Consider the following 19,039-nt stretch of genomic DNA (forward strand, 5'->3'; position numbering starts at 1 on the left):
TCCAGCCTCGATTCGAATTTCCTCTCCAGTCTTGCAATAATCGCACATTTTCATGGTCTCATCCCTCTATGTTGCCGAGCGGGGCGCCGGGCCGAAGACGGTCGTCCTGCTGCATGGCTTCGGTGGTTGCCATGATATCTGGCGCGAGGTGACCGCGTCGCTAGGGCCCGATGTCAGGACCTTGGCCTACGATCTTCCGGGACACGGACTGTCTCTCGTATTTCCTGGCAGCGGCCCGGCCAGAACAGCGGCGCGAGCGGTTCTCGCCGATATCGCCGCACGCGGGATAGCAAGGGTGCATGTCGCCGGTCATTCGATGGGCGGCGCGGTCGCCTCCCTGATGGCGCTTGCCGAGCCTGAAAGGATAGGCTCGCTGACGCTTCTGGCGCCGGGCGGTGTTGGCCCCGAGATCAACGGACCGCTGTTGCGCCGCTACGCCGCGGCCGCCGACAGACGGGAAATCCGCGCCTGCCTTGCCGCCATGTCGGGACCGCGAAGCCCGCCGCCCGAACGCATCGTTGGCGTCCTGGCGGACGTACGCCGTCGCCCCGGCCAGTTGCGCAAGCTGATTGAGATATCGGCCGTCATGACCAGGAACGAGCGGCAGGGGGTCATACCCCGCGAACAGCTGGACACGCTCGACATGCCGGTGATGGTGGTTTGGGGAACGGACGATCCGGTGCTGCCCTTTACCCAGGCTGATTGTCTGCCGGCGCATTTTCATATTCATCACGTGCTCGATGCCGGCCATATGCTGGTCGAGGAAGTGCCTGATGTGGTCGCCCAGGCCGTGCGCCGAAACATGGCACGCCGCGGCAGGCGCCTGCGTCCGACATTCGAGGCCGCGGCGAGCTAACTTACTTGCGCCCCGCACCTCGCCAGTGCATTTTGCCGCCGCCTGTGTTAACTCGCAATTAACCATATCAGCGAGGCGACGCCGATGAAGGACACTGGCGAAAACATCACCCCCATCGACACCTCCCGCAAACTGTCCGACGCCGTTCGCGATGTGAAAAATGCCTTCGCCGATCGCGACGATGTCGTGGTCGACATGCGCGAGGCGCACCGGATGCGGCTTGATCTGCTCGCCGCTGAGCTCGCCCCGGTCTTTGCCGACGTGCCCGCCGACATGGACAATTTCGACTTCGTCATCTCCTCCGGCCTGCAGCCCCGCCTGTGGATCGACGCCGTCAGCCATGTCGCCATGGGGCGCGACCGCCGCACCTACCGCTTTCTCAGGGATACCCGCATCGGCCGCGTCGTGCTCGCCGAATCGACCGATATGAAACCGGTCGCCGATCAGGTCACGCGCTATGTGGCGGAGCGCATCGTCGAGCGCCAGCGCATGATGGAGGGCGGTGTCGAGCCGGCCGTCGCCGACCTGAAACGCGCCGCCGTGCCGGAAGCTGAGCCGCCCTTGCAGGCAGCCGTGCCCCGCAAGGGCTGGTCGACGTTCCTTTCCGGTCTCGGCTTGGTCGCCGCCGGCGCGCTTGTTGGCCTGGCGGTGGCGGCCGCGCTGTTTTGGGATCGCCTGATGGCGATGAAGATCAGCTTCTGATCAACGATCTGAAGGCCTCGGTGTCTGCGCGCCGAGTTCAATGACCTGCAGGTCCGATGGCGGCAAGGCCGGCCCGGTCAGGCCGCGCCGCGTCAGGCGAATCAGCCAATTGCCCTTCTCCCCGTCAATATCGAGCAGATTGTACTGTGCCGCCGGGTTCTTGCTGCCTGGCGACTGCCCGGCGGCGGCGACGCCGACGACCGGAATCCTGGCGCCGCGCCCGCCGATGAAGAACAGCGACGGCAGATGCGAATGGCCGTGCAGCACGAGTTCGGCGCCATGCCTATGAACGGTCTTGTGGAAGCGGGAGATGCCGAACAGGCGCTTTTGCTGGGCGACGGCGCCGCGCACCGGCGGATGATGGATCATGATCACCCGCAACAGGCCGCGTTTGTTCGTTGCGTCGAGCACTGTCGCCAGCCTTTGCGCCTGACCTTCGAGGAAGAAGCCGTTGGCCATGAACGGCGCCGTGGCGCGCGCCGTCGAAACGCCGATCAGCGCGACATTGCCGCGTACGCGCAGATAGGGAAAAGCGTTGCGGTCGATCGGCGCAGTCACGCCGTCGCCGCTCATCCACGCCGCCCAGGAGCGGCAGACCTTGTCGAAGGCGCCCGGCACATAGGCGTCGTGGTTGCCCGGCACCACCGAGACATCCTCCGGCGAACCCAGCGTCTCAAGCCAGTGCTTGGCCATCTCGATCTCGCCGTCGAGCGCCAGATTGACCAGATCGCCGGTAACGGTGAGGTGGTCGGGTGTGCTCGCCTTCATGTCGGCGACGATGGTGTCGATGACGGCATCGTGCATATGGCGGCGGCGGTTGCGCTGCCAGTTGACGTAGCCGACGACGCGCTTGGACGCGAGTTCGCGATAGGTTACACCGGGAAGCGGCCCCAGATGGACATCGGAAATATGCGCGAGCCTGAACATCCTTCCTTCATAGGCGACGCGCTCCCCGCTTTCCACTCACTGTTTCCTGCCCATCCACGGTTTCGCTAGTCATGGCTATATCGGACCCGGAGCAGGCGTTTCGCCAGACCGGCTGGGCAGGCCTCAGGGCAAGGCTGTTCCATCTCTATTTCCTGCTGCGGCGGCCGATGACGCTGGGCGTGCGCGGCCTGATCCACGATCGCGCCTCGAACACCGTCTTCCTCATCCGCCACACCTATGTCCCCGGCTGGCAATTGCCGGGCGGCGGCGTCGAGGTCGGCGAAACGCTTGGCGAAGCGCTGGCGCGGGAACTGGCCGAGGAAGGCAATATCGCGCTCACCGCCCCGCCGGTGCTGAAGTCGATGCATTTCAACCGCCGCTCCAGCCGCCGCGACCATGTCGGCCTCTATCTCATCGAAACCTTCAACCAGACCGCGCCGAAACTGCCGGACCACGAGATCGCCGAAGCAGGCTTCTTTCCGCTCGACCGCTTGCCGCATGGCACGACGCCGGCGACGCTGCGGCGGCTTGCCGAGGTTTTTGAAGGCCAGCCGGTATCGCCGTACTGGTAGGCTGTCAATCCGATGCTCACGCCGCCTGCCTGAACCGCGCCCGGTCGTGCGGCGCGCCATAGTCGAGCCCAGGCCCGACCGGCACGATGCGCGTCGGGTTGATGCTCTCGTGGCTGCCGTAATAGTGCATTTTGATGTGGTGCAGGTTCACCGTGCCGGCGATACCAGGCACCTGGTAGAGGTCGCGCAGATAGTTCGAAAGGTTCGGATAGTCGGCGATGCGGCGCAGATTGCATTTGAAATGGCCGACATAGACCGGGTCGAAACGCACCAGCGTGGTGAACAGCCGCCAGTCGGCCTCGGTGATATGCTCGCCAGTGAGATAGCGCTGTTTTGACAGTCGGCCCTCCAGCGTGTCGAGCGCCGCGAACAGCTCGCCGAACGCCTCTTCATAGGCCGCTTGCGTGGTGGCAAAGCCGGCGCGGTAGACGCCGTTGTTGACGGCTGGAAAGACCAGCGCATTGACCTTGTCGATCTCGCCGCGCAGGCCTGGCGGATAGAAATCGAGAGCGGCATCGCCCCACTCGTCGAAGGCCGAATTGAGCATGCGGATGATTTCGGCGGATTCGTTGGAGACGATGGTCTGTTCCTTCTTGTCCCACAGCACCGGCACCGAAACCCGGCCCGAATAGGCTGGATCGGCCTTGGTGTAGATTTGGTGCAGGAAGTCGAGGCCGTAGAGCGTGTCGCCGGTGGCGCCATCCTCGGCCAAAAACGTCCAGCCCTCAGCACCGAGGAAATGATGCACGACCGAAACCGGGATGATGTCTTCGAGCTTCTTCAGCGCGCGAAAGATCAGCGTGCGGTGCGCCCACGGACAGGCGAGCGAGACATAAAGATGGTAGCGTCCGGGCTCGGCCTTGAAGCCGCGCGTACGACCTTGCGCCGGCGCGCCGTCGCGCGTGATCCAGTCACGCCACTGCGTCTCGGTGCGGATGAACCTGCCGCTGCTATCGACATTGGCCGGACGGTCCTGCCATTTGCCTTCGACCAGCAATCCCATACGAAATCTCCTTGCGTGCCTTGGCCAATCTAGTCGCAAGGCGGCAATGCCGAAGCCGTCATCTGCTGAACAGAGCGTCACTCGTATGAAACGCCGGATGAAAACAGCCGATTGCAGCCGCCGGAAATTGATGCTAGCGGACACTCCGCATGTTCGATCTTGGCTTGATCCGGTTTGACCGACGACGAAAGGGCGCCCGCGCTTAGAAAGCGCTGACTGGCGAACGCTGCCGCTTGCAGCAACCTTTCCTCTTTATCGGACCGCGAAGACCATGAGCCTTGCCGACGTGAAATACCTGCCGGAAACTCCGGCGCATGATCCCGAAATCGAAGCCATCAACGACGAAGCCTTTGGCCCCGGCCGTTTCGTGCTGGCCGCCTACAAGATTCGCGAGACCGGCGGCCACGAGCGCTCGCTATCCTTTGTCGCCATGAATGGCGACATCGTCGTTGCTTCGGTGCGCATGACCCGCATCGCCGCCGGCGCCGGACGCGCGCTGATGCTCGGGCCGCTTGCCGTGCGGCCCGCCTTCAAAAATCTCGGCATCGGCCGCCGGCTCGTGGCGATATCGCTGGAGGCGGCCGCCAAGGCCGGCGCGCCGGCGGTGATCCTTGTCGGCGACGAACCTTATTACGGCCCGCTCGGCTTCAGAAAGATCCCCCGCGGCCAGATCTCCATGCCGCGCCCGGTCGACCTCGACCGGCTGCTGTCGCACGAGATCGTGCCCGGTGCCGTGGCGCGGCTCTCCGGCGAGGTCGGCCATGCCAACCTGGCCAGGATCGCCGAGCAGGCACCAGTGATGGCCTGAGCTCCAGGATCGGTCGCGGCAGCGGCCGCGATGGATCCCCATTGGTCAGGTTGCACCATGGCGGCGACCTCCGTAGCATGACCCGGAGCAGCACGGAGCACGCAGCATGAACCCGAACGGCCAGATTGCGATCGTAACCGGCGGCGGCTCTGGCCTCGGCGAGGCAACCGCCCGCGCGCTGGCCGACAAGGGCGCGCGCGTCGCCATTTTCGATATCGGCATCGACCGGGCATCGAAGGTGGCGGGCGACATTGGCGGCGCCGCCATCCAGTGCGATGTGAGCAGCGCCGACAGCGGTGCGGCCGCGCTCGCCGAGGTGGAAAAGAGACTTGGGCCAGCGCGCATCCTGGTCAATTGCGCGGGCATTGCCATCGGCGTGAAGACGATCGGCAAGGATGGTCCACATCCGCTCGACCAGTACCGCAAGGTGATCGAGATCAATTTGATCGGCACCTTCAACATGATCCGCCTCGTCGCCGACCGTGCCGCCAAACTCGAACCGCTGCAGGGCGGCGAGCGCGGCGTCATCGTCAACACCGCGTCGGTGGCCGCTTATGATGGCCAGATCGGCCAGGCCGCCTATGCCGCATCCAAGGGCGGCGTCGTCGGCATGACGCTGCCGGTTGCCCGCGACCTGGCGCGCTCCGGCATTCGCGTCTGCACCATCGCGCCCGGCATCTTCAAGACGCCAATGATGGCCGGCATGCCGCAGGAGGTGCAGGATTCGCTCGGCGCGGCCGTGCCCTTCCCGTCCCGCCTCGGCGAGCCGTCCGAATATGCCGCGCTCGCCCTGCATATCGTCGAAAACCAGATGCTGAACGGCGAAACCATCCGCCTCGATGGGGCAATCCGCATGGCGCCGAAATAGACGGCCATGGCGGCCGGCGCAGTGAAGACCGGTCCGCTGGCCGGCCTGAAAGTCATCGAGATGGCTGGGCTCGGCCCGGTGCCTCTGGCCGGGCTGATGTTGTCGGAGATGGGCGCCGAGGTGCTGCGCATCGAGCGCACCGGTTCGGACCAACCCCTGCTGCCGCTCTCCGATGCGTACAATCTCGACCGTCACGGCCGCTCCATCCTGCACGTCGACCTCAAGCAGGCCAAAGGAACGGAACTGCTGCTGCGCCTTGCCGAAAAGGCCGATCTGTTTGTCGAAGGCTTTCGCCCCGGTGTGATGGAGAGGCTTGGTCTCGGCCCGGATGCTGCATTGGCGCGCAATCCGGCGCTGATTTACGGCCGCATGACCGGCTTCGGCCAGGACGGGCCGCTCGCAGGTCGCGCCGGCCACGACATCACCTACCTCGCCTATTCCGGTGTGTTGCATGCCATCGGTCGGGAGGAAGGCCGGCCGGTGCCGCCGCTGAATCTGATCGCCGACAATGGCGGCGGCGCCATGATGCTGATCGCCGGGGTGCTTGCAGCGCTGTTCGAGCGCTCGCGCTCCGGCAAAGGCCAGGTGATCGACGCGGCGATGGTCGAGGGCGCTTCGATGCTGGCGGCCCCCATACACGCCTTCATGTCGGCAGGTCTGTGGAGCGACCGGCGCGGCGCCAACCTGCTCGATTCCGGTGCGCCCTTCTACGACACCTATGAGACGGCGGACGCACGCCACGTTGCGGTCGGCTGCCTTGAGCCGCGCTTCTTCGCCGCATTCGCAAGGCTGCTGCCGCTCGGCGAGGATTTTGTCCGCGGCCAATACGACAAGGCGTTGTGGCCGGACATGCGCGCGGCCATTGCCGACCGGTTCCGGCAGAAGACACGCGACGGCTGGGACGCGCTGTTTGCCGCAAGCGATGCCTGCGTGGCGCCGGTTCTGTCGCTGGCCGAAGCCAGGGATCATCCGCACAACCGGGCGCGTCACGCATTTGTGAAAGCCGGTGCGCTCGAGCGGCCCGCACCCGCGCCACGCTTCTCGACCTCGCAGCCGGCGCTTGCCGGCATGCCTGAAGATGACGATCAGCGACCTCAGACCGTGCTGGCGCGCTTCGGCTTTTCGACAGCCGAGATCAAAGCGCTTGTCAAAGCCGGCATGATTGGCCAGTAACTGGATTTAGAAAATCAACTTACCTGGTGGGCATTTTGGACCAGCCGAAGAAGGACGTCATTCGCGCGACGGACGCCGAGGCGATCAGGCTGGCCGCAACGCTGATCCGCAGCGCCCGTTTCGGCGCCCTCGCGGTGATCGAGCCTTCGACCGGCGCACCGCTGGCCTCCAGGGTCGGAGTCGCCACCGACATCGATGGCACGCCTCTGATCCTTGTCTCGGCGCTGTCAGCCCATACCGGCGCCATCCTTGCCGAGCCGCGCTGCTCGCTGCTTGTCGGCGAACCCGGCAAGGGCGATCCACTGGCGCATCCCAGGATAACGCTGGTCTGCCGGGCGCAGCCGCTGGAACGCGGGTCGAGCGCGCATGCCCGCGCCGAGCGGCGCTATCTCAACCGCAATCCCAAGGCAAAGCTCTATGCCGGGCTCGGCGATTTCTCGATCTTTCGCCTCGAGCCGGAGCGCGCCAGCCTGAATGGCGGCTTCGGTAAGGCCTACCTGCTCGACCGTGCCGATCTCATCACCGAGGGGTTGATCGTCGACGAGCTGGCCGCCAGCGAACAATCCGCTCTCGACCACATGAATGCCGACCATCTCGACGCCATCGCCGTCTATGCCCATCATTTCGCCAGGGTTGAAGGTGATGGTTGGACCATGACCGGCTTCGATGCCGATGGCATCGACCTGGCATCGGGCGACACCGTTTGCAGGGTCTATTTTCCACAGCCATTGAAGACCGCGCGCGACCTGCGGCCGGTTCTGGTCGACATGGCCAAAGCCGGTCGTGCGCCAGCTACGCAAGGATAATCGTCATGAATCAAAAGCACGTCTTGAGATTTGGGCGAAATGATCTACGATTCAGGCGACGCTGAATCAGCAGCGTGATCCATAGCTGAATTATAGCAGCCAACGCTATTTGCCCCCATAGCGTTTGGATGAGCAGGAAAACATGGGGCATCGATGGTCTCGACCAAACTAATCGCCAATGCCGAATCGGCGGCGACATTTCTGACCCTTATGGGCAACGAAAAGCGGCTCTTGATCATGAGCTATCTGGCCGACGGTGAAATGTCGGTCGGCGCCATCGCCGAAAAGGTGATGCTCAGCCAGTCCGCTTTGTCGCAACATCTGGCCAAGCTCAGGGCGCTCGATCTTGTCGAGACCCGCCGCGACCGGCAGATGATCTACTATTCCTGCAAGTCCGAAGCCGTGCGCGAACTGTTGCGCATGCTGGACGGCATTTTCGGGATAGGCGACTTGTCCCAGATGGCAACGCGTCTGCGCCGCGCCGGGACTTGACCTGCAGGGCTTGACTGGCGGCTCCGATCGCTTCTTACCTCGCTGACGATTTTTCGCCGGCCGAGGTATTGATGGATCCGATCCAGATCGACGACGCGCGCGATCCGCGGGTCGCCGCCTATCTCGACATCCGCGAGCGCGATCTCACCGGCCGCCATGGCCGGTTCGTTGCCGAAGGCAAGGTGGTGCTGGACGTCCTGCTGTCAGCCGGACGCTTTGCTGCGGAGTCGGTCCTGGTCCTCGAAAACCGGCTGGCCGGGCTCGACGACATCCTGCGCAAGGCCCCTGCCGACCTGCCGGTCTACGTTGCGGCAAGCGCCGTCATGGACAGGATCGCCGGCTTCCACATGCATCGCGGTATATTGGCGATCGGCAGCAAGGGCACGCCACAGCCCGCCGAGGCCTTGCTCGACACCTTGCCTGCCGAAGCGTTGATCGTCGTTCTCATCGGCATCGCCAACCATGACAATATCGGATCGATCTTCCGCAATGCCGCCGCCTTCGGCGCCGATGCCGTCTTCGTCGACGCCACCTGTTGCGACCCACTGTATCGCAAGGCGATCCGCGTCTCCGTCGGCGCCGCGTTGAAGGTGCCCTTTGCGTCCTTCGGCGACACTGAAGCTTTCATCGCGAAGCTCGGCGAGTTGGGCTTCGGCCAGGTCGCTTTGTCGCCGCGTGGTGAGGCTGACATTCGCGATGCCGCGCGACCGAAACGACTGGCGCTCTATCTCGGTACCGAAGGCGAGGGCCTCCCGGAGAGCCTGCTTGCCCGCCTGCGGACGGTGCGGATCGCGATGTCGGAAGGGTTCGACAGCCTGAATGTTGCTGCCGCGTCAGCCATTGCGCTGCACCATTTTTCGCCCTGATAGGAGTAGTCAGGCAATTCCAAGCCGGGGCTTGAAACTCAGCTCGGCAAATCTGCCTTCTGCAACGCCCGGACGCGATCGGCCAGGCTGGTGGTTCCTGACCGCGTTTCCTGCGGCGCCGCCAGCGCCTTGGCGATCGGTGAATCAGGTCCTTCGAGCTTGGCCGTCAAATGGACGACCTCAGCCGCCAGATTGTTCATCTGTTCGCGCAAGGCAGAACCGGCATCATTGCCATTGCCGGGGCCATTCCCGGGCTTCGCGGATCCAGAACCGCCAAGCTCCGCCTTCATCCGCTTGTTTTCGCGGGCCAGCGTCGTCAGCCTGGCTTCGAGCCGCTCTCGGTCGCCTTCGAGCTTGGCGAGCGTCTTGTCCATGTCCTCGTTCCTGGCGCGGGCACTGTCTTGCGCACCAACCAGGCCAGCAGCCGCGGCGCCTCCCGCAGCCTCGCCCTTCACCCGTTCGCGAAGCCGGGCCAGTTCCTTTTCGCGGCGATCGAGCTTGTCCTCGCGATCGGCAAGCGTGGCGAGCAGGCGCTCGAGCTTTCTGTCGAGGTCGGCGGTTCTTTTCTTTTCGGCCTTCAAGGCATCGCGCGTGGCCTTGGCCTCGGTGACGACTTCCTGATGGCGCCTGTCGGCCTCCTTGCGCTGGCCGCGCAGCACTGAAATGTCGTTGGCAAGTTTTTCCAGCTCGGATTCGCGAGCCACCAGTTCGATCTGACGATTGCTGGAGGAGAAGGACGCGTCGTCGTACATATGCTCGAGCTTTTCCAGCTCGAGCGCGCGCTTTTCCATCGTGCGCTCTGTTTGTGCAAGCCTGTCAGACAGCTGTTGTATCTGCTGCTCGCGATGCAGGAGCAATTCGTTTTTTTCCCCGAGCTCCGAAAGCGCCTGCTTCTTGTCCTTGCGCTCGACCGCCAGGCCCTTCAGCGCCTCGCGGCCGCGATTGATTTCGACGAGTTGCTCATTCGCCTGCTCACGCAGCGTCTTGATGCTGATTTCGAGCCGGCGCGTCGTCATGGCGAACTCGGCCCGCAAGCTGTCCTTATCGGCCTGGATCTCGGCCAGCGTTCGCGGCACCGACGCCTCGACACGCTTGCGTGTCAGCACAACCGCCCGCCGCCAGATGGCCGGCGCGACCAGCAGCGCCAGAAAGCCTGCGCACAGAAAGCCGAGGGCGAAGAACAGGATCGACTGAACCAAGGTGACTACCCGTTACGGGCGGGCCGCTATCCGGCAACCGCCAAGTCTGGACTTTGCCATGTTCGCATGACGCAAATCCAGCGCTGCGGCAAGGGTTTGCCGCAGCTGCACCGGGTCAGAATCTGTTGATCGGGTCGAAGTGTGGTCGGAATCGCTCAGAAAGGATTCCAGGTCGGCCTCTGCGTCAGCTTCAGATAGCCGAGATTGACGCCAAGCCGCGCGCCGACGCCGGTGCGGATCGGCACCAGCAGCACCCTGTTGTTCTGCAGCACGTTGAAGCCGACGCCGGCCACGACATAGGCCGAACCGGCAACGCCGCCGAACCGATTGTAGAGATTGCTGACGTCGTCGAGGTTATAGACGAGCATCATCACCCGCGATCCCTCGCCGCCGAAATCCCAGCCGAGCGAAGGCCCTTGCCAGAACACCTTATGGTCGCCGGCATTCTTGGTGTAGAGCGTGCCTTCGCCATAGGTCAGGCCGCCGATCAGCGCGCCGGAGCCCTCTTCGCCGAGCAGATAGCCATTGGGCAGGCCGTAGGAGGCAAAAATCTTCTCGACGACGGTTGCGAGACCGCCCGACGTCGCGCCGAAGAACTTGTGACCGGAATCGACGATCTCCTGAGCGGTGTATTCCTGTGCCCGCGACGCAGAGGTTGAGAAAGCGAGAGCGCCCATGAGGGCAATCGCCATGAAGAAGACGCGGACAAACGTCCGGTCGTAGAATCGGGAAACCATGCTTCCAATCTCCGTCAGGGAGCACCTTCGCCGACGCCTCGCACCCCGTCCGGCTCTTTAGGCGGCCGTTAAGGATGACTGTTACGGGCAAACTATGCCGTAATCCTTTTTCAACCATTAACCTCCCACATGAACATGGCGGTTCGAAGGCTGTTTCTGACTGTCTGCACGGGCTCCCATCCTGTGCAAAGATGCCGTTTTTCTCACAAGAATTGTGGATTGTTGCTGCACGCTCGGGCGCTGTGTATTCAGAATGCCTGGGGGGAGAGAGCGTGATTCGGGTGGTGAGCGTGGCTGTCGGCCGCGCGGCCACCAGGAAGTGAATTTTAGCAGGGATTTTTCGCCGATGGCTGAGCTTTTCTCTCTCTCCGCACCCGATCTCGCAGCCTTGTTGTGCAGCCGAGTCTGCCACGACATCATTTCGCCGGTCGGCGCCATCAACAACGGCCTCGAACTCCTGGACGAGGGCGGCGCCGACGAAGACGCCATGAAACTGATCCGGCAGAGCGCGAGAAACGCTTCGGCCCGCCTGCAATTCGCCCGCATCGCCTTCGGTGCCGCCGGTTCGGCGGGCATGATGATCGACACCGGCGATGCCGAGTCCGTCGCCATCGCCTTCCTGAAGAACGAGAAGCCGGAATTGATCTGGAACGGGGTTCGCGCCCTGCTGCCCAAGAACAAGGTCAAGCTGCTGCTCAATTTGCTGCTCGTCGCCAATGCCGCCATCCCGCGCGGTGGCAGATTGGTGGTCACGCTGGAAAACCTCGACACCGAGCCGCGCTTTGCGCTTGCCGCAAGCGGCCCGATGCTGCGCGTGCCGCCGAAATTCCTCGAACTCCATTCCGGCAACAAGCCCGAGGAGCCTATCGACGCCCATACCGTCCAGCCCTACTACACGCTGCTGCTGGCGCGTGAGGCCAACATGACGATCTCGATTCACGCGACCGCCGAAGAGATCGTGCTGTCCGCGGCCTGAGCGAAGCCGCTCGGCAGGACGTCCGAGCATCAAGAACAATCAAGTATCTTTTCCCGCTGATATTTGCGGCAATTCAGAACAGGCAAGTTTCATTGCCGGCAACGCCCCTGCCGAATGGGGCTGCAAACGACATGTTTGTAAAAACTTTACCTAACGGCTTTTCTGCTTCTTTACCAGATTGGCCTAGTGTGCATCCCGATACCCGGATGCCGCCGGTTCGCACCATGGCAAAGAGGACCCGGAAATGAAGCGCTGCATGTTTGTCGACGATTCGAGCGTCATCAGAAAGGTTGCAAAACGGATTCTTGGCGGCTCCGACATGGTGGTCATCGAAGCGGCAACTGGACTTGATGCTGTCGAGATGTGCGCTGCCGAGATGCCTGATGTGATTGTCGTCGACGGCGCCCTGCCGGACATGCAAGCGGTCGACGTCATTCGCCAGGTTCGCGCCATGGAGAGCACGATCAAACCGCAGATTCTGATCTCACTGGTCGAGGTCGATGTTGCCTCGATCATGAAGGCAAAGCGCGCCGGCGCCCAGGGTTATCTGTTGAAGCCGTTCAACCGGCCGCAACTGCTCGAACGATTTCGTACCTTGAAGGTTGCCGCCTGATTCGGCTCGTTTTCGGCCAAAAAGGACAGCAAAAAACCCGGCCTGAGCCGGGTTTTTTGCATTGGCTCAATCGGATGGTGTTCGCTCAGGCGCTGACGCGGATGTCTTCCGGCTCGCGCAGCACATAGCCGCGACCCCAGACCGTCTCGATGTAGTTCTGGCCACCGGATGCTGCGTCGAGCTTCTTGCGCAGCTTGCAAATGAAGACGTCGATGATCTTCAGTTCCGGTTCGTCCATGCCGCCATAAAGGTGGTTGAGGAACATTTCCTTGGTCAGCGTGGTGCCCTTGCGCAGCGAGAGCAACTCCAGCATCTGGTATTCCTTGCCGGTCAGATGCACGCGCTGGCCGCCGACTTCGACGGTCTTGGCGTCGAGATTGACCACCAGGTCGCCGGTGGTGATGACCGACTGGGCATGGCCCTTGGAACGGCGCACAATGGCATGAATGCGGGCGACCAGCTCGTCCTTGTGGAACGGCTTGGTCATATAGTCGTCGGCGCCGAAGCCCAGGCCGCGCACCTTGTCCTCTATACCGGCCATGCCGGACAGGATCAGGATCGGCGTCTTCACCTTGGACAGGCGAAGTGTCCGCAAGACTTCGTAGCCGGACATATCGGGAAGGTTGAGGTCGAGAAGAATGATATCGTAATCATAAAGTTTACCGAGATCGACACCTTCTTCGCCGAGGTCGGTCGTGTAAACATTAAAACTTTCAGATTTGAGCATCAGCTCGATGCTCTGAGCGGTTGCACTGTCGTCTTCTATCAGCAGAACGCGCATTTCATTCCCCTTTTCTGCCGCCGGACCATGTCACGACCCATCCGGGACCGGAGCAGTGATTGCCTGAACAGAGGCTGCCATCGAATGGTTAACAAAACCTAATTCCGCACCAAGGACGGTACCAGATTTTTTAACCCCTTTCTACACCCTCTTGAATCTAATGATGAATCACAGAACCAAATCGCTAATGCAACACATTAATAAGTCGGACTAAGTGACTCAAGGGACTCGCTGGCCGGCTTCCGTATCGGGAGCCGGAATTTTTACCCGGCCTTAAGTCCTCGCCCTTATGATTAACAATGCGCGTAAACGAATGGTTACCGCCGGCAAAAAACTTTAGGGATTTGTTTCCCATAGTTCGGGGAATGCCGGTGGATACGGGCGGCGCCAGGCCCTGGCGGGCGGATTGGACGATATGTGCAGGTGTGCGTTTCCGGGAGTACCGAATCATGAAGTCACGTGAAAACCTCGTTCGGCTGAAGCAATTTCAGGTGAATGAGAAGCGGCGGCAGCTGCTGCAGCTCGACATGATGATCGCCGAGTTCGAGCGCATGGCCGTTGAACTGGAGCTTCAGATCACCGCCGAGGAGAAGAAGGCCGGCATCACCGACATCAATCATTTTGCCTATCCGACCTTCGCCAAGGCGGCGCGTCTGCGCCGTGATAACCTCAGAAACTCTCAAAGCGACCTCGCCCAGCAGCGAAGCGCTGCCGAATCATTACTCGGCGAAGCTGAAGCGGAGCTTTCCAAGGCCGAGATGCTGGAATCGCGCGACACCAAGATCCGCGACGCGGAACTCGGCGGTCGCAGCGCCATGATCGGCTGACGGCAGGGTTTTAACCCGACCGGCGCCGCCTGACGCCGCGCTTTGCTTTGCGTGTAGCGCGCCAAAAGGCTCCGGCGCTGCTGACCTGGCCGCAAGGCGGCCGCAGCTTCAGGCCCGTGTCAAATCCCGTCCTGGTTCGCCGCCGCCCTCGCCCGCGCTTGCTTGATGTCAGGCACATGCTCTTCCGACCAGGAGCGTATCTGGGTGAGCAGCCCCGCCAGGTTCTGGCCAAGTTCGGTCAATTCATATTCGACCCGCGGCGGGATCACCGGAAAGATTTCGCGCCGCACAAGCCCGTCGCGCTCAAGGACGCGCAGCGTCTGCGTCAGCATTTTGGGCGTGATTCCTTCGAGCTTGCGCGCCAGTTCGCCGTTGCGCATCCGGCCACGGCGCAGCGCACAAACCGTCAGATAGACCCATTTGCTGGCCAGCATCTCGAGCACGGCGTGCGAAGGACACGTCCGCTGGAAGGCGTCATAGCCGGAGCCGCAATCATTATCACTATCCATCAGGTGCCTATATATGGAGAAGGTACATACTGGACAAGGGAATATTACTATCGAAATGATAGTGGCACAGAAAACCCCAGCAGGAGCCTCCAATGCGTGCCGTTATCCAGAATTCCGTCGGCGGGCCCGACGTCCTCGTCATCGCCGATCGCCCCGCGCCCTCGCCCAAGTCAGGCGAAGTGCTCGTGCGCGTGCATGCCGCCGGCATCAATCCGGTCGATGGCTCGGTGCGCGCCGGTTACTATCCTTTGCTGGGCGAACCACCCTTCACTTTGGGCTGGGATATTTCAGGCAGGGTCGAGGCGGTAGGCCCAGGCGTCGATGGCGGCCTCAAGGTCGGTGACGCCGTGTTCGGCATGCCGCATTTTCCCAAGCAGGCCGCGGCCTATGCGGAACTCGCTGTCACCCCGGCCGATGAAATCGCACCGAAGCCGCAAGGCATTGACCACAATCATGCCGGCGCGCTGCCGCTGGCCGGTCTGACCGCCTGGCAAGGCCTTGTCCGCCATGGCGGCCTGAAGCGCGGCCAGCGCGTGTTGATCCATGCTGCGGCCGGCGGCGTCGGGCATCTGGCGGTGCAGATCGCCAAGGCGCACGGCGCCTATGTCATCGCCACCGCCAGCCCGAAGAAACTCGATTTCGTCCGCTCGCTCGGCGCCGATGAAGTGGTCGACTACACCAAGCGAGATTTCACCGCCGAGGTCAGCGACGTCGACCTGGTGCTGGAGCCGATGGGCGGCGACCATGCCGACCAATCGCTGACAGTCCTGAAGGACGGTGGCGCCCTGGTGTCGCTGCTCAATGTCCACGACACCACCCGAGCCAAGGCTGCTGCGCGTGGGATCCGCGTCGAGCGCATGTCCGTCGTGCCCGACCGTGAAGGCCTCGTCGAACTTGGCAAACTGGTCGATGCGGGAAAGCTTGCGGTCCATGTGGCAAAGGCGTTTCCGCTCGAACAGGCGGGCGCCGCGCACACTTTTCTCGCCACTAGGCCGATCGGCAAGGTGGTGCTGACGGTCTGAAGCAGGCATTACCGACAGGCAAAAGGGCGCGGTTACCGCGCCCTTTTCTGTTGTGGTCCTGGCTCTAGTGCCGGTATTGCTGGATGCGCGTCGTGCGCAGCCCGGCAAGGCCGTATTCGTCGATCGACGCTTGCCAGGATAGGAATTCCTCGGTGGTCAGCTTGTAGCGCTGGCATGCCTCGTCGAGGCTCAAAAGCCCGCCGCGCACCGCAGCAACCACTTCCGCCTTGCGCCGGATAACCCAGCGACGTGTATTCGTCGGCGGAAGATCGGCAATCGTAAGAGGGCTGCCGTCAGGCCCAATAACATATTTGACTCGCGGTCTAACAAGATCGGTCATCGTACTCTCTACTAAAAACTCAAAGACCCAATCCCCACCACATTACCGCCACAGCTTTAAAAATTGCCTAAGCGAACCCTAATGAGTAGGTAAGGATCATGAACGCCGCGTTAGTCTTTTTATCGGCATTTGAGGCAACTGAGGGCAGACGCGCAATTCCCGCAAAATGGCCACCGCCGCAAAGCTGGCGCCACTGGTGTGGTTGACCTATATTCGCGCCACTGCCATTGAAGCGCCGCGCAGAACGAAAGAACCATGAACAGCCTCGACCTTCCCGCCAGCCCGCAAAACACCCGCATCGTCGTCGCCATGTCGGGCGGTGTGGATTCGTCTGTCGTTGCCGGCCTTTTGAAGCGCGAAGGCTATGATGTCGTCGGCGTCACGCTGCAGCTCTACGACCATGGCGCCGCAACGCACCGGGCCGGGTCGTGCTGCGCTGGCCAGGACATTGACGATGCCCGCCGCGTTTCCGAGACACTGGGCATTCCGCATTACGTGCTCGACTATGAGGAGCGCTTCCGCAAGGCGGTCATCGACCCGTTCGCCGAGAGCTATGTCGCCGGCGAAACGCCCATTCCGTGCGTCTCTTGCAATCAGACGGTGAAGTTCGCCGACCTTTTGGCCACCGCCAAGGACCTTGGCGCCGATGCGCTCGCCACCGGCCATTATATCCGCTCCGGCGCCAATGGCGCCCACCGCGCGCTATTCCGGCCCGTCGATGCCGACCGCGACCAGAGCTATTTCCTGTTTGCCACCACGCAGGCGCAGATCGACTATCTGCGCTTTCCGCTGGGTGGGCTGTCCAAGCCTGCGGTGCGGGCCATCGCCGAAGAAATGGGGCTGACCGTTGCCGCCAAGCAGGACAGTCAGGACATCTGCTTCGTGCCGCAGGGCAAATATTCCGACATCATCGCCAAGCTGAAGCCAGCTGCCGCCAACCCAGGCGACATCGTCCATATCGACGGCCGCGTGCTCGGTCGCCATGACGGCATCCTGCGCTATACGATCGGCCAGCGCCGCGGCATCGGCATCGCCTCGGGCGAGCCGCTTTACGTCGTCCATCTCGACGCCGACCGGGCCCGTGTCATCGTCGGCCCGCGCGAGGCGCTGGAGACCCACAAGATCTATCTGCGCAACATGAACTGGCTGGGCGATCGCGCGCTGTCCGACATTCCGGCCGCCGGCATGGAGCTGTTCGCCAAGGTCCGCTCGACGCGGCCGCCGCGCCCGGCCGTGCTGCATCACCGCGCTGGCAGCACCTTTGTCGAACTGGTCGACGGCGAGTCCGGCATCGCGCCCGGACAGGCCTGCGTGCTCTATTCCGACGACGGCAACGAAGCCCGCGTCTTCGGCGGCGGCTTCATCGAGCGCTCCGAGCGCGGCGCCGAGGCCGAAGCCATGCTCAGCCGGCTCGCAGCCAGGCCGGCGCAGATTCCCGCAGAGTAAACACTACCCTCTCGGAGACAGTTTTAGTTTCGATCTGCCTTAAAAGCAGAGTTTCGAAACGGTCTCAGGACTTTGTGTGCGTGACTGTACCCGCCGTCAGGATGCGCAGCACCCTGATGGCTTCCTCGCCGCTGGTGCGCGGCTCGGCCCGCGTCTCGATACACTGGATAAAGTGCTCGAGCTCGCGCGTCAGCGGCATCCCCTGGCCGACCGCGACATAGGACGGCTCGTTGGTGGTGAAGGCCCACTGGCCGCTGTCCTGCCACACCGCGTGGCGGTAGACGGCCAGCTTGCGCTCCCAGGGCTCGACATCGTCGAACACCGCCATTGCCTTGGTGCCGACCACGGTCAGCCGCCGCTCGCGGTAGGGATTGAGCCGCGAGGTGAAGAGATGGCTGCGCAGCCCGTTGGGAAAACGCATGTGCAGATGCGCGAAATCGCTGAGATTGTCGAGGAGTGCCGCCCCCTCGCCCCTGACCTCGATCGGCTCGGTGCCGGTGATGGCCAGGATCATCGACAAATCGTGCGGCGCCAGATCCCACAGTGCGTCGTTCTCGGTGTGGAATTTGCCGAGGCCGAGCCGGTGCGAGTGGATGTAGCGGACCTCGCCGAGCTCGCCATTGTCGATCAGCGCCTTCAGCGTCTCGAAGGCGGGATGGAAGCGCAAGACATGGCCGACCATGAACACGCGGCCATTGTCCTTGGCCGCCTGCACGGCGCGCTCGGCGTCGGGCACGGTCAACGCAATCGGCTTTTCCACCAGCACGTCCTTGCCGGCCTCAGCGGCGCGCACGGCAAGATCGGCATGGAATTGCGGCGGCAGCGCCATGACGATGGCGTCGATATCGTCACGCACGAACAGCTGGTCGGGCTCGATCGCCAGGCAGTCCTGCTCGCTGGCAAAGCCTTCGGCCCGCGCCCGATTGGCATCGGAAACCGCATGCAGCGCGCCGAGCGCCTTGAGGGTGCGGATGTGGTTGCTGCCCCAGTATCCGCAACCGAGGACTGCAATGCGCGGCTTCATCAGCTTCAAACTCTAATTTCTTGGCCGAGACATAGCGGCGTGCCCCGTCGAACTCAACCCCGGTGGCTTACCGGAGATGCCAGCCCGGCAAAGCTTTTGCCGGCGACAATATGCCGGCGCCCCTCGCGCATCGATGCTTGACAGGCTCGCCCTCCCAACCTTATATCCGCGCGACCTTGGCGAACGCCTCGAAATGCCTTTCGATTTAAGGCGGATTTAGGCCTTTCGCCGCCCTGGCGGGGTAGCTCAGTTGGTTAGAGCACGGGAATCATAATCCTGGGGTCGGGGGTTCAAGTCCCTCTCCCGCTACCAGCCTACCTTTAAGCTATTGAATCACAGTAAAAAACGCCGAGCTATGGTAGCGCCCTGTCCGAAAAAATCTTCAATGATTTCAGGACCTAGCCTGCTACCGTTGTGACGCCAACGAACGTGTTGCGACGCTTCGCAGACGACAAACTGCGCCTCGAGAGACCTGATTTGCGAGAAATTGGC

The 19,039-nt window shown here is 62.7% G+C and carries 22 protein-coding genes and 1 tRNA gene; 15 read left to right on the plus strand and 8 right to left on the minus strand.

The features are described 5' to 3' along the window. Positions 1 to 52 precede the first annotated feature (52 nt). Both NKI35_RS07020 and NKI35_RS07025 read left to right on the plus strand, forming a co-directional pair. Positions 53 to 856, plus strand: a complete 804-nt coding sequence (locus NKI35_RS07020) for an alpha/beta fold hydrolase (RefSeq protein ID WP_023695841.1) — start codon at positions 53 to 55, stop codon at positions 854 to 856. An 84-nt stretch (positions 857 to 940) separates the two neighbouring features. Then, positions 941 to 1,558: a hypothetical protein gene (locus NKI35_RS07025; protein WP_023695842.1), complete on the plus strand. Its 618-nt coding sequence runs from the start codon at positions 941 to 943 to the stop codon at positions 1,556 to 1,558. Here NKI35_RS07025 and NKI35_RS07030 read toward each other — a convergent pair whose 3' ends face one another. Then, positions 1,559 to 2,485, minus strand: a complete 927-nt coding sequence (locus NKI35_RS07030) for a metallophosphoesterase family protein (RefSeq protein ID WP_023695843.1) — start codon at positions 2,483 to 2,485, stop codon at positions 1,559 to 1,561. It abuts the gene before it with no gap. Between the two features lie 71 nt (positions 2,486 to 2,556). Between NKI35_RS07030 and NKI35_RS07035 the strand changes: the two genes are divergently transcribed. Continuing rightward, positions 2,557 to 3,057: an NUDIX domain-containing protein gene (locus tag NKI35_RS07035; RefSeq protein WP_031197573.1), complete on the plus strand. Its 501-nt coding sequence runs from the start codon at positions 2,557 to 2,559 to the stop codon at positions 3,055 to 3,057. Positions 3,058 to 3,073: 16 nt separating this feature from the next. Here the strand turns inward: NKI35_RS07035 and NKI35_RS07040 are convergent, their stop codons facing one another. Next, positions 3,074 to 4,060 carry a glutathione S-transferase family protein gene (locus NKI35_RS07040; RefSeq protein ID WP_352667071.1) on the minus strand — a complete coding sequence of 329 codons (987 nt, stop codon included), beginning with the start codon at positions 4,058 to 4,060 and terminating at the stop codon, positions 3,074 to 3,076. A 271-nt stretch (positions 4,061 to 4,331) separates the two neighbouring features. Between NKI35_RS07040 and NKI35_RS07045 the strand changes: the two genes are divergently transcribed. The 6 genes from NKI35_RS07045 (at position 4,332) to NKI35_RS07070 (ending at position 9,073) form a co-directional block, all read left to right on the plus strand. Further along, on the plus strand, positions 4,332 to 4,868 hold the full coding sequence (locus tag NKI35_RS07045) for a GNAT family N-acetyltransferase (RefSeq protein ID WP_023823375.1): 537 nt from the start codon (positions 4,332 to 4,334) through the stop codon (positions 4,866 to 4,868). Between the two features lie 106 nt (positions 4,869 to 4,974). Next, the gene (locus tag NKI35_RS07050; RefSeq protein ID WP_023734990.1) at positions 4,975 to 5,736 is read left to right on the plus strand and encodes a 3-hydroxyacyl-CoA dehydrogenase; all 762 of its coding nucleotides are present in this window, start codon (positions 4,975 to 4,977) and stop codon (positions 5,734 to 5,736) included. Between the two features lie 6 nt (positions 5,737 to 5,742). Beyond that, entirely contained in the window at positions 5,743 to 6,909 is a 1,167-nt protein-coding gene (locus NKI35_RS07055; protein ID WP_352739241.1) for a CaiB/BaiF CoA transferase family protein, read from the plus strand. Between the two features lie 35 nt (positions 6,910 to 6,944). Then, positions 6,945 to 7,715 carry a HugZ family pyridoxamine 5'-phosphate oxidase gene (locus tag NKI35_RS07060; RefSeq protein ID WP_023823373.1) on the plus strand — a complete coding sequence of 257 codons (771 nt, stop codon included), beginning with the start codon at positions 6,945 to 6,947 and terminating at the stop codon, positions 7,713 to 7,715. Positions 7,716 to 7,868: 153 nt separating this feature from the next. Continuing rightward, positions 7,869 to 8,207: an ArsR/SmtB family transcription factor gene (locus tag NKI35_RS07065; RefSeq protein WP_023669951.1), complete on the plus strand. Its 339-nt coding sequence runs from the start codon at positions 7,869 to 7,871 to the stop codon at positions 8,205 to 8,207. A gap of 71 nt (positions 8,208 to 8,278) precedes the next feature. Beyond that, entirely contained in the window at positions 8,279 to 9,073 is a 795-nt protein-coding gene (locus tag NKI35_RS07070) for a TrmH family RNA methyltransferase (RefSeq protein ID WP_023683629.1), read from the plus strand. A gap of 38 nt (positions 9,074 to 9,111) precedes the next feature. On the opposite strand, the gene NKI35_RS07075 is transcribed toward NKI35_RS07070, so the two are convergent. Further along, positions 9,112 to 10,272: a coiled-coil domain-containing protein gene (locus NKI35_RS07075; protein WP_352510442.1), complete on the minus strand. Its 1,161-nt coding sequence runs from the start codon at positions 10,270 to 10,272 to the stop codon at positions 9,112 to 9,114. A gap of 155 nt (positions 10,273 to 10,427) precedes the next feature. Next, positions 10,428 to 10,964 (minus strand): DUF1134 domain-containing protein, encoded by a 537-nt coding sequence (locus NKI35_RS07080; RefSeq protein ID WP_245259859.1) that lies wholly within the window; start codon positions 10,962 to 10,964, stop codon positions 10,428 to 10,430. A gap of 391 nt (positions 10,965 to 11,355) precedes the next feature. Between NKI35_RS07080 and chpT the strand changes: the two genes are divergently transcribed. Both chpT and NKI35_RS07090 read left to right on the plus strand, forming a co-directional pair. Then, entirely contained in the window at positions 11,356 to 11,985 is a 630-nt protein-coding gene (chpT, locus tag NKI35_RS07085; protein ID WP_023669947.1) for a histidine phosphotransferase ChpT, read from the plus strand. Between the two features lie 244 nt (positions 11,986 to 12,229). Beyond that, positions 12,230 to 12,598: a response regulator transcription factor gene (locus tag NKI35_RS07090; RefSeq protein ID WP_023669946.1), complete on the plus strand. Its 369-nt coding sequence runs from the start codon at positions 12,230 to 12,232 to the stop codon at positions 12,596 to 12,598. Between the two features lie 85 nt (positions 12,599 to 12,683). Here the strand turns inward: NKI35_RS07090 and ctrA are convergent, their stop codons facing one another. After that, positions 12,684 to 13,379, minus strand: coding sequence for a response regulator transcription factor CtrA (gene ctrA / locus NKI35_RS07095; protein WP_006203583.1), 696 nt, complete (start codon positions 13,377 to 13,379; stop codon positions 12,684 to 12,686). A 449-nt stretch (positions 13,380 to 13,828) separates the two neighbouring features. Here ctrA and NKI35_RS07100 point away from each other — a divergent pair, with 449 nt between their 5' ends. Then, positions 13,829 to 14,206, plus strand: coding sequence for a flagellar export protein FliJ (locus tag NKI35_RS07100; RefSeq protein WP_023669945.1), 378 nt, complete (start codon positions 13,829 to 13,831; stop codon positions 14,204 to 14,206). Positions 14,207 to 14,325: 119 nt separating this feature from the next. Here the strand turns inward: NKI35_RS07100 and NKI35_RS07105 are convergent, their stop codons facing one another. Then, complete coding sequence (locus NKI35_RS07105; RefSeq protein WP_023683627.1) at positions 14,326 to 14,715, minus strand: winged helix-turn-helix transcriptional regulator; 390 nt, start codon at positions 14,713 to 14,715, stop codon at positions 14,326 to 14,328. A 92-nt stretch (positions 14,716 to 14,807) separates the two neighbouring features. Here NKI35_RS07105 and NKI35_RS07110 point away from each other — a divergent pair, with 92 nt between their 5' ends. Then, on the plus strand, positions 14,808 to 15,737 hold the full coding sequence (locus tag NKI35_RS07110) for an NADP-dependent oxidoreductase (RefSeq protein WP_352739245.1): 930 nt from the start codon (positions 14,808 to 14,810) through the stop codon (positions 15,735 to 15,737). A 64-nt stretch (positions 15,738 to 15,801) separates the two neighbouring features. On the opposite strand, the gene sciP is transcribed toward NKI35_RS07110, so the two are convergent. After that, positions 15,802 to 16,077, minus strand: a complete 276-nt coding sequence (gene sciP / locus NKI35_RS07115) for a CtrA inhibitor SciP (protein ID WP_013529904.1) — start codon at positions 16,075 to 16,077, stop codon at positions 15,802 to 15,804. Between the two features lie 255 nt (positions 16,078 to 16,332). On the opposite strand from sciP, the gene mnmA reads away from it, so the two are divergent. Further along, positions 16,333 to 17,523 (plus strand): tRNA 2-thiouridine(34) synthase MnmA, encoded by a 1,191-nt coding sequence (mnmA, locus tag NKI35_RS07120; RefSeq protein ID WP_023683624.1) that lies wholly within the window; start codon positions 16,333 to 16,335, stop codon positions 17,521 to 17,523. Between the two features lie 64 nt (positions 17,524 to 17,587). On the opposite strand, the gene NKI35_RS07125 is transcribed toward mnmA, so the two are convergent. Next, positions 17,588 to 18,547, minus strand: coding sequence for a Gfo/Idh/MocA family protein (locus NKI35_RS07125; RefSeq protein ID WP_023683623.1), 960 nt, complete (start codon positions 18,545 to 18,547; stop codon positions 17,588 to 17,590). A 235-nt stretch (positions 18,548 to 18,782) separates the two neighbouring features. Between NKI35_RS07125 and NKI35_RS07130 the strand changes: the two genes are divergently transcribed. Beyond that, positions 18,783 to 18,859: transfer RNA gene (locus tag NKI35_RS07130), tRNA-Met, on the plus strand. The last annotated feature ends 180 nt before the right edge of the window (positions 18,860 to 19,039 follow it).

Origin of the sequence: Mesorhizobium sp. M0676 (assembly GCF_040320535.1) — a bacterium.
Taxonomy (GTDB): domain Bacteria; phylum Pseudomonadota; class Alphaproteobacteria; order Rhizobiales; family Rhizobiaceae; genus Mesorhizobium.

What these genes read in the sequence shown, in the direction of transcription:
- NKI35_RS07020 (WP_023695841.1), top strand. Translation starts at nt 53, where the DNA reads ATGGTCTCATCCCTCTATGTTGCCGAGCGGGGCGCCGGGCCGAAGACG.
- NKI35_RS07025 (WP_023695842.1), top strand. Translation starts at nt 941, where the DNA reads ATGAAGGACACTGGCGAAAACATCACCCCCATCGACACCTCCCGCAAA.
- NKI35_RS07030 (WP_023695843.1), bottom strand. Translation starts at nt 2,485, where the DNA reads ATGTTCAGGCTCGCGCATATTTCCGATGTCCATCTGGGGCCGCTTCCC.
- NKI35_RS07035 (WP_031197573.1), top strand. Translation starts at nt 2,557, where the DNA reads ATGGCTATATCGGACCCGGAGCAGGCGTTTCGCCAGACCGGCTGGGCA.
- NKI35_RS07040 (WP_352667071.1), bottom strand. Translation starts at nt 4,060, where the DNA reads ATGGGATTGCTGGTCGAAGGCAAATGGCAGGACCGTCCGGCCAATGTC.
- NKI35_RS07045 (WP_023823375.1), top strand. Translation starts at nt 4,332, where the DNA reads ATGAGCCTTGCCGACGTGAAATACCTGCCGGAAACTCCGGCGCATGAT.
- NKI35_RS07050 (WP_023734990.1), top strand. Translation starts at nt 4,975, where the DNA reads ATGAACCCGAACGGCCAGATTGCGATCGTAACCGGCGGCGGCTCTGGC.
- NKI35_RS07055 (WP_352739241.1), top strand. Translation starts at nt 5,743, where the DNA reads ATGGCGGCCGGCGCAGTGAAGACCGGTCCGCTGGCCGGCCTGAAAGTC.
- NKI35_RS07065 (WP_023669951.1), top strand. Translation starts at nt 7,869, where the DNA reads ATGGTCTCGACCAAACTAATCGCCAATGCCGAATCGGCGGCGACATTT.
- NKI35_RS07070 (WP_023683629.1), top strand. Translation starts at nt 8,279, where the DNA reads ATGGATCCGATCCAGATCGACGACGCGCGCGATCCGCGGGTCGCCGCC.
- NKI35_RS07080 (WP_245259859.1), bottom strand. Translation starts at nt 10,964, where the DNA reads ATGGCGATTGCCCTCATGGGCGCTCTCGCTTTCTCAACCTCTGCGTCG.
- chpT (WP_023669947.1), top strand. Translation starts at nt 11,356, where the DNA reads ATGGCTGAGCTTTTCTCTCTCTCCGCACCCGATCTCGCAGCCTTGTTG.
- NKI35_RS07090 (WP_023669946.1), top strand. Translation starts at nt 12,230, where the DNA reads ATGAAGCGCTGCATGTTTGTCGACGATTCGAGCGTCATCAGAAAGGTT.
- ctrA (WP_006203583.1), bottom strand. Translation starts at nt 13,379, where the DNA reads ATGCGCGTTCTGCTGATAGAAGACGACAGTGCAACCGCTCAGAGCATC.
- NKI35_RS07100 (WP_023669945.1), top strand. Translation starts at nt 13,829, where the DNA reads ATGAAGTCACGTGAAAACCTCGTTCGGCTGAAGCAATTTCAGGTGAAT.
- NKI35_RS07105 (WP_023683627.1), bottom strand. Translation starts at nt 14,715, where the DNA reads ATGGATAGTGATAATGATTGCGGCTCCGGCTATGACGCCTTCCAGCGG.
- NKI35_RS07110 (WP_352739245.1), top strand. Translation starts at nt 14,808, where the DNA reads ATGCGTGCCGTTATCCAGAATTCCGTCGGCGGGCCCGACGTCCTCGTC.
- sciP (WP_013529904.1), bottom strand. Translation starts at nt 16,077, where the DNA reads ATGACCGATCTTGTTAGACCGCGAGTCAAATATGTTATTGGGCCTGAC.
- mnmA (WP_023683624.1), top strand. Translation starts at nt 16,333, where the DNA reads ATGAACAGCCTCGACCTTCCCGCCAGCCCGCAAAACACCCGCATCGTC.
- NKI35_RS07125 (WP_023683623.1), bottom strand. Translation starts at nt 18,547, where the DNA reads ATGAAGCCGCGCATTGCAGTCCTCGGTTGCGGATACTGGGGCAGCAAC.